The sequence below is a fragment of the Candidatus Nitrosarchaeum limnium BG20 genome (genome assembly GCF_000241145.1).
Taxonomy (GTDB): Archaea; Thermoproteota; Nitrososphaeria; order Nitrososphaerales; family Nitrosopumilaceae; genus Nitrosarchaeum; species Nitrosarchaeum limnae.
Genome location: NZ_AHJG01000156.1, coordinates 1 through 7,207 on the forward strand (window position 1 = coordinate 1; position 7,207 = coordinate 7,207).

8 protein-coding genes are annotated in these 7,207 nt (G+C 32.7%); 3 read left to right on the plus strand and 5 right to left on the minus strand.

Features of this window, described 5'->3' with window-relative positions; genetic code table 11:
• Positions 1-125: 125 nt before the first annotated feature.
• Together BG20_RS04835 and BG20_RS04840 are read left to right on the plus strand one after the other, a co-directional pair.
• Positions 126-524, plus strand: a complete 399-nt coding sequence (locus BG20_RS04835) for a hypothetical protein (RefSeq protein ID WP_048097071.1) — start codon at positions 126-128, stop codon at positions 522-524.
• A 5-nt stretch (positions 525-529) separates the two neighbouring features.
• The gene (locus tag BG20_RS04840) at positions 530-814 is read left to right on the plus strand and encodes a hypothetical protein (protein WP_010191617.1); all 285 of its coding nucleotides are present in this window, start codon (positions 530-532) and stop codon (positions 812-814) included.
• Here BG20_RS04840 and BG20_RS04845 read toward each other — a convergent pair.
• The 5 genes from BG20_RS04845 to BG20_RS04860 all read right to left on the minus strand — a co-directional run bounded on the left by BG20_RS04845 (position 811) and on the right by BG20_RS04860 (position 6,484).
• Positions 811-1,602, minus strand: coding sequence for an S-methyl-5'-thioadenosine phosphorylase (locus BG20_RS04845; protein WP_007402873.1), 792 nt, complete (start codon positions 1,600-1,602; stop codon positions 811-813). The genes BG20_RS04840 and BG20_RS04845 overlap by 4 nt on opposite strands.
• Positions 1,602-2,114, minus strand: coding sequence for an adenine phosphoribosyltransferase (locus BG20_RS04850; protein ID WP_007402872.1), 513 nt, complete (start codon positions 2,112-2,114; stop codon positions 1,602-1,604). The genes BG20_RS04845 and BG20_RS04850 overlap by 1 nt, the downstream gene beginning before the upstream one ends.
• Before the next feature lie 38 nt (positions 2,115-2,152).
• Positions 2,153-2,614, minus strand: a complete 462-nt coding sequence (locus BG20_RS13170; RefSeq protein ID WP_238527510.1) for a hypothetical protein — start codon at positions 2,612-2,614, stop codon at positions 2,153-2,155.
• Between the two features lie 29 nt (positions 2,615-2,643).
• Positions 2,644-4,317 (minus strand): biofilm-associated protein, encoded by a 1,674-nt coding sequence (locus BG20_RS04855; RefSeq protein WP_238527511.1) that lies wholly within the window; start codon positions 4,315-4,317, stop codon positions 2,644-2,646.
• A gap of 73 nt (positions 4,318-4,390) precedes the next feature.
• The gene (locus tag BG20_RS04860; RefSeq protein WP_010191620.1) at positions 4,391-6,484 is read right to left on the minus strand and encodes an AAA family ATPase; all 2,094 of its coding nucleotides are present in this window, start codon (positions 6,482-6,484) and stop codon (positions 4,391-4,393) included.
• A gap of 104 nt (positions 6,485-6,588) precedes the next feature.
• On the opposite strand from BG20_RS04860, the gene BG20_RS04865 reads away from it, so the two are divergent.
• Positions 6,589-7,047 (plus strand): hypothetical protein, encoded by a 459-nt coding sequence (locus BG20_RS04865; RefSeq protein ID WP_010191623.1) that lies wholly within the window; start codon positions 6,589-6,591, stop codon positions 7,045-7,047.
• Positions 7,048-7,207: the final 160 nt, after the last annotated feature.

Here is a 7,207-nt window from a genome sequence, read left to right on the forward strand (position 1 = left end):
AAAATTATGTGAACGTGAACATATTGAATTTAAACGAAACAAAATAGTAGACAATATAGGAGTTATATTAGAAAAATCATACGATGATGCAAGAACTAAATAATCCTAATTTTTCATAAACAGCATTGACAATTGACACCGAGTCCTGTAAACATCAACCCGTGTATTTTGGTGTAGTAAATATCAACATTGCAGAAAGAACCATAGGTTCCGTTGACGTATGGAGATGTGGCGTTTGTAAAAAACGATTTTGTGAAGAAAAACAGCTAGGTATTGAAGAATTGGCTGATTTGGTAGGTATGCCAAAAATTGATCCTGATGCAAAATGGGGTGTTGTTGTTTGTAAATTACAGCAAGGTAAATATCGATGGAAGTTAGTCAGACTAAAAGAAAATTCTGAAATTAAACATGAATGTTTAGATGAGAAAGTTATCCCACTTAAAGTAAATAATTTCAAAGTTGAAGATGACAAACACTGGAGCTTTTTGATAGATGATAATGTTAATCGGGCTGTAGAAATTTAATCTAAATGAATCTCAAAGTTCACATTAATAATGTTCATGGAAGCCAGATGGCTGCCAAAATTACTGGTACTTTTACCATTGATGCTCACTCTTTTAGATTTAATGCAATTGCATTTGGGCGAATTGGAGGACAAAACATTGGTGCAAAAATTTCTAAAATCACAGAAAGAGAACTAGAAAAATTAGGATACAATGTTGATGAAGTAATCGATTCCCTTCAATCTAATCTACTTCAGGGTGATCTTACTTTGCCAGAAGGACTAAAAAGAGAATCTTTTGTTGATGATTAAAATTCAGCTTCTTTCAAAGCATTTGCACATGTGCAACTTCTAGTTTTTGGAATTTGATTAATTAAATCTGTAAGTACTTTCTTTGTTCTTTCTACATTTTTTGAAAGTGTCTCTAAAACTTCTTTTGCGGTAACTGGTTTTTCTGCCCAAACATCATAATCTGTAACTGTTGAAATTGATGCATAACACATTTGAGCTTCTCTGGCAAGTTGACATTCTGGAACTAATGTCATTCCAATGATTCCAGCTCCAGTACTTCTGTAAAACTTTGATTCAGCTTTGGTAGAAAATCTAGGACCTTCTATGCAGACATATGTGCAATCTTTATGTATGTGGAAATTTTGTTCTTTAACAACTTTTAGGATAGATGATTGTAGTTCAGGACAAAATGGATCAGCAACAGAGATATGAATAACTCTGCCGTTTTCTGAAAATGACCCGTCTCTAGATTTAGTGAAATCTAAGAATTGTGTTGGCAATGCAAAGTGCCCAGGTTCTATCTCTTCTTTTAAACTTCCAACTGCTGATGGTGCAATAATTCTTGTAATCCCTAATTCTTTGAATGCCCAGATGTTTGCTTTGTAATTTATCAAATGTGGTGGAACTGTGTGCTTTTTTCCATGTCTTGGTAAAAATGCTATCTTTCTTCCTTTGAAAATTCCAACAGTAATAGAATCTGATGGCTTTCCATAAGGAGTATCTATTGAAATTTCTTTGGCATCTTCAAGTATTCCTGAATCATAAATTCCAGTCCCGCCAAAAATTCCAATTTCTATATCTTTTTCCATTAGTATCTTACCAGTGATTTACAATTGTATTGACTAATTCCCTTTATTCCATTTAATTCAGTTAACTCAATTATGAATGCAAATCCTGTCACTTTTCCTCCAACTTTTTCTATTAGTTTTGCAGATGCCTTTGCTGTACCGCCTGTAGCAAGCAAGTCATCACAAATAATGATTTTCTGGCCTTTGTCTATGATGTCTTTCTGCATCTCTATTGTGTCTTGACCATATTCAATTTTATATGATAATTTGGTAGTTTTACCTGGTAGTTTTCCAGCTTTTCTAACCATGACCATTCCTTTATTGTATCTAGAAGCTAAAACACATGCAAGCAAGAATCCTCGAGCTTCTATGCCTGCAAACAAGTCAACATCTTTTGGATGAAAATATTTTTCAAATTCATCTGCAATAAATGATAGTGCTGATGGATCTTTTAATATCGGGCTAAAGTCTCGAAATAGTATCCCTTTTTTAGGAAAATTCGGTATCTCTAATATTTTTTCTTTAAGATTCATAGTTCCAATTTAATAAGGTGGAATAAAATTGTTTGAGATTAATTAATAGTGAAAATTGTTTCCGCAGAGCCTTTCGCATCTGTTACTTTGAGAATATAAGTTCCAGGAACTACATTTGATGGGATGAACCAAGGTTGTTTGATCTCTCCTTTTCCAGAAGCAGGAAATGATAATTTTTGTATTACAATGCCTTCCGATGTCGTGATAATCATATCTACCTTCTGAGCTGCGTTTGATACTGTAATATCAATACTCTTTCCATATCCTGCAATTTCTATACCTTTACTTACATTCACAATTAATCCCTCTTCTTTGGATGCTATTACACTAATTTTGACATTATCAAAATTTGGACCGCTTTTCACATTTATAGCCCATGTACCGACTTTTGCATCGCTGGGTATTCGTAATTCATTATTTGAAATTTTTCCATTTTTATCTGAAAATGTTTCCTTTGTTTTTACTATTTTTCCATTTGGATCAAATAACTCAATTGTCAAAAATGAGTTTGGATTTGTATTGCCTAGAATTAAAATTGTATCATTTGGTCTGTACTCCAATTTTGTGGGACTGATTTTAATTTCGCCAGAACCGCTTGTAATCCAACTGTAAATATTTCAGTAGTTTTGGCATTTGCTTTTTTAATAATTGCAGTATATACTCCAGATGCATATCCTGTCAAACTTAAACTATAGTCTTTTCTTCCATCTTGCTCTAATGTAATGAATATTTCATTGGTGCCATCTGAGAATATTTTTTGTTTGTCAGAAGGATCTACAATTATCATGCTAATTTTGTCACCTGGCTTTCCGGATAATGATATTTGAGCAGATTCTGTAGTTTTATAATTTAATTTATCAAATTTTGCATTAATTGGTATTGAAGGAAGTTGTCCTAAACCAGCATAGCTAAATTCCGTGTCTCCTGCCTGTGTAGCTTCTAAAGTCCATGTTCCTTCCATGTCTACATTTACCTTTGTTGGATATTGAAATTCAACAATACCTGATCCATCAACCAGAATAGATTCCGAATGCTTCTCTTCACCTAACGGATTTAGTAAAATTAATTCTAGATCTTTATTAGGTAATGCTGTACCGTTAAATTTGATTACATCTCCCGGAGTGAATTGTACTGCTGAAGCTGTTAGGCTGATTGTTTTTGATGTCTCTAATTTCCACGATAGTGTTTTCTGCTCTTTACCATCTGTAATTATGGCAGTGTAATCTCCAAATTCTGCATCTCCAGGTACTGTGATTGGCTCTATACTCCAATTTCCTTTTGCATCTGCATTGGCAGTTCTTGTATTGATTGTTGCATCTGCTGCATTTTGTACAGTAATTGTAACTCCACTACTTGGTTGGGCTGTTCCTGACACTTTAATCAGTTCACCTCTATGCATAATGGATGGAACACCGTTAACCGAAAGTTTTACAATCTCAGTATCTGGAATTCTGTTTTCGACTTCTCCAAATCTAAGACTAATCTTTTTTTCATTTCCATCATTATCTCTAATTGAAAAATCTACTCTGTCAGTATTTTGAGTTTTTGGAACTGTTACAGTTGTTATAAAATGTCCTCCTTCATCTGTTTGAAAAGTTCCAACCTGATCTCTGTCTATGAAAATATTATACTGTGTTGACGCTTCAAAATTATCTCCAGTAACTCTGACTGTAGATCCAGCACTTGGTTTCTCTGGAATTAATCTAAACATCGCATCATCCAAATTAGTAACTTTGATAATTTGTTCTGTACTCTCGATCTTTTTGACTGGAGGTAATTCATCAGGAATTGTTTTTCCAATTTCTATTTGTTTCTCAGTTTTATCAAGTGCTTTCCAATTCACGCCTGGTTTTTCCTTGTCTGTCTTTATTCCAATTTTAATAGACTCGCCAGGTTTGACTGATTCGGATGATGTAAATATTATAACTCCCTGAGGTGTCTTATCGCCTGTCCATCCACTTTCTGTTTTAAATGATTTAAAATTAAAGTCACTACCAAGCCAAATTCGAAATGAATTCACATCCTTTGAACCAGTATTTGTAAATTCAACAATTGTAGTTTCTTCAAATGAAAAACTTTTCACTCCCACTTCTGCAGCATATGCATTAATCGGAATTATTAGTACTGCAGTTAGGCATAATAACATCAGTGAAAGGAAAACTCCTCTCATCGAGGACTTGGTCATAAATTCATCCTGCTTCATCTCTCACTTAAACCTTAAAGCCCACTTTAGTATTTGTCATTAAAGTATTTTTCATCCGGAAACTTCTTTAATATTATGTTCTTGCCCTTTGAAATTTTGTAAAATCCGCTTTTGTTACAACGTTTTGATATTGTCGTATTCTCTCTGCAATTAATCGATATAATGATCTAAACTGATCTTTGGTTTTATCAGATAAGAACTCTGTTTCCTCTAAAGTAATCTTTTCACAAATATATCTAGTGATTTCTTCATTATCAAATTGACCCCAATCATCATCTTTATGCTCTTCCCAAATTTTTTTCAAATTGTCTAAAACTCCTTTCTTTTCCCTTAAAGTGACCTCTGGAGCAGTAAGATTAGAGTAACCTTCTTTTCTCAATCTAATTTCATATGTCTGATTTACTGCATGTAGATAGTCTTCTAAGACAATATAATCTTCAATTGATTCCAAGTTCTTTCCATCTCTTTCAAAAAATATTGTTTGAATTGGTGAAAATTCATTAGATACTAACTGAGCAGAAATTTGTTTAGACTCTTCTGAGTTATCCAATAAAATAAACGTCTTGTATCCATGATTTCTATAAAAAATCGCTAATGGTAATACTGAATTTTTGTTATATGCTGCTACTACATTTAATGGATTCATTGAAATATTTGGATCCTGTAGAAATTTATCAAAAGCATTCAGGTACATTGCATCTGACATTGTCTCTACAATGATGACTGGTCTAGAATTAGTACCGACCTCTCTATCTACAATTGATTCAACTAATCCTCTTGATAATCCATATAGTATCGGTGTTAATGTTTTATCATCTGCATTCCAATAATCATAAAAAATTTTACTAAGGTGTTTTCTTTTATCTAATTCAACTACTAGTAAGTTACCTGGAGTATAATCAAAAATCATAAAAGGTGAGTGTGTTGCATACAAAACTTGGTTTGAACCTGCTAGTCCTTTGAGAAGATCTGAAATTCCTCTTTGTTGTGTAGGATGCAGATTTCTTGCAGGTTCGTCTAAAAGTAATATTGCTTCTTTTAATTCTGCTCTTTGTGTCTCGGCCGCAAAGTTTACAATAAAAGAAAATGTCCATTTAAAACCTTCTGCTCTTCTATTTAACAAACCTGTATTTGTTACTGTTCCATCGCGATGTACATCTGAAATTACAAGACTCATAATGTTTCCTGGATTGTATCTTAAATCAACATGAATTGGATCTCCTTTCCATGCTGGATTTAGCTTCCTAGTTAATCTATTACTTGCAGTATTGAGAAGTTTGATACATTTTGATGGTGTTTCCTTTACATCATCTAATAATTTAATATCTAATTCTGCTAAATAGAAAAGATTTCTTACTGTTTCTGCCTTGTCAAACTCTTCTACAAATTCAATCGAGCTTGCTCTCTCCCCTTTCTCTTCTCTGAGATATTCGTTTAGGTTGATATTTCCATAGATCTTTTTGTAATCTGAAAAATATACAAAACGAGGATGTAAATCAGATGCAATAAAATTATCTAAAGCTGATTTTTCACTCTCACCACTAAGAAGTTTGGAGAATTGATTTTCTGGATTTTCATAAATTTTTTCCCACTCTTCAATGACTTTTGGTTCTTGTATTGCTATTACATGAAATTGATTACTGAATTCTGCCATGCCACTATCAAACATTTCTTGATTTTTTGGAGGTGGTCCTTCAAATAATCTGGTATCTATTTGAATTCTAAGATGATTTGGTATTGTATCTAAGAAATTCAAAATCTGTTTTGAAAAATTCTCCCATGAGTTTAATTCTCTGTTCCTTTCTTCACTAATTTGAATATCTTCAAATTCATATTGAACTTTGGGTTTTTTATTAGTTCTAAATAATTTTATTTTTTTAATTTCAGGTAATCCCGGAAATAATTGTTTGAGCAATTGAATTTCATTTGAACTTAATTCAAATTCACCTTCTACAATTCTTATCTCTCCTTTTAATTCTTCAGATAATTCATCACAAAGATCTAGGTCTGAAACTCTTTCGTCTCTATTCAATAATGTTAATGCCTGAAGAATTGTTGTTTTACCACTCTCATTTCTACCAACAAAAGCTGCTAAATCCCCTACAGTGATTTCACCAGAATCATGAATGCAACGATATGCTCTAACTCTGAATTTTCTAAGTCGCATCTAGCAATATTTAGTCGGCTCCGATTTAACTCATTCGTCAAATTCATCACAAGTAATACAATTTTGCTAAATAGATATAAGGGATTTACAAGTCAAAAAACGAAATGGCTACTAGAATAGTATATGTTGTATTTATTTTGCCAATTGTTCTTTCCATTGCTTTTGGTTCTATAGTTATGGCAGACGTTCTTCAATCTCCTGGTAGAGAACTAAACATGTGGCCTGCTCATTCTGGAAATACGTCAAATGATAATTCTATCACAATCACTGGATTAGAAAAACAATATACTGTGTCATCCCCAATAGAAATTCAAGTAACTGTAAATGACTCTGTTTTTGATTGTGGAGATCTTTATGTTACAATTTATTCTGGAAAAGATACTGTAGTTTCACAAAATGGCTTTTTTAAACAATGTTTTGTTAAGAATAAATCCGTCCTACCTGTGGATGATAGGTTTTCTGAAGTAATTGATACTCCTGGTCAGTACGAATTAGTCGTGAAAATGAACGATCAGAATCAAAAGAGTAGTATATCCGCAAGTGGAAAATTTACTGTTAAATAGGTATGAAATGTTGTATGATTAGGAGTTATATCAAAAATTAAGGTGTTTTTATGGCAAAGAAAAAAGATAATCCTACAGAAGATAAAACAAAAAAGTAGCACCATCTAAAGAAAAGACCACAAAAAAAGTAGCACCATCTAAAGAAAAGACCACAAAAAAA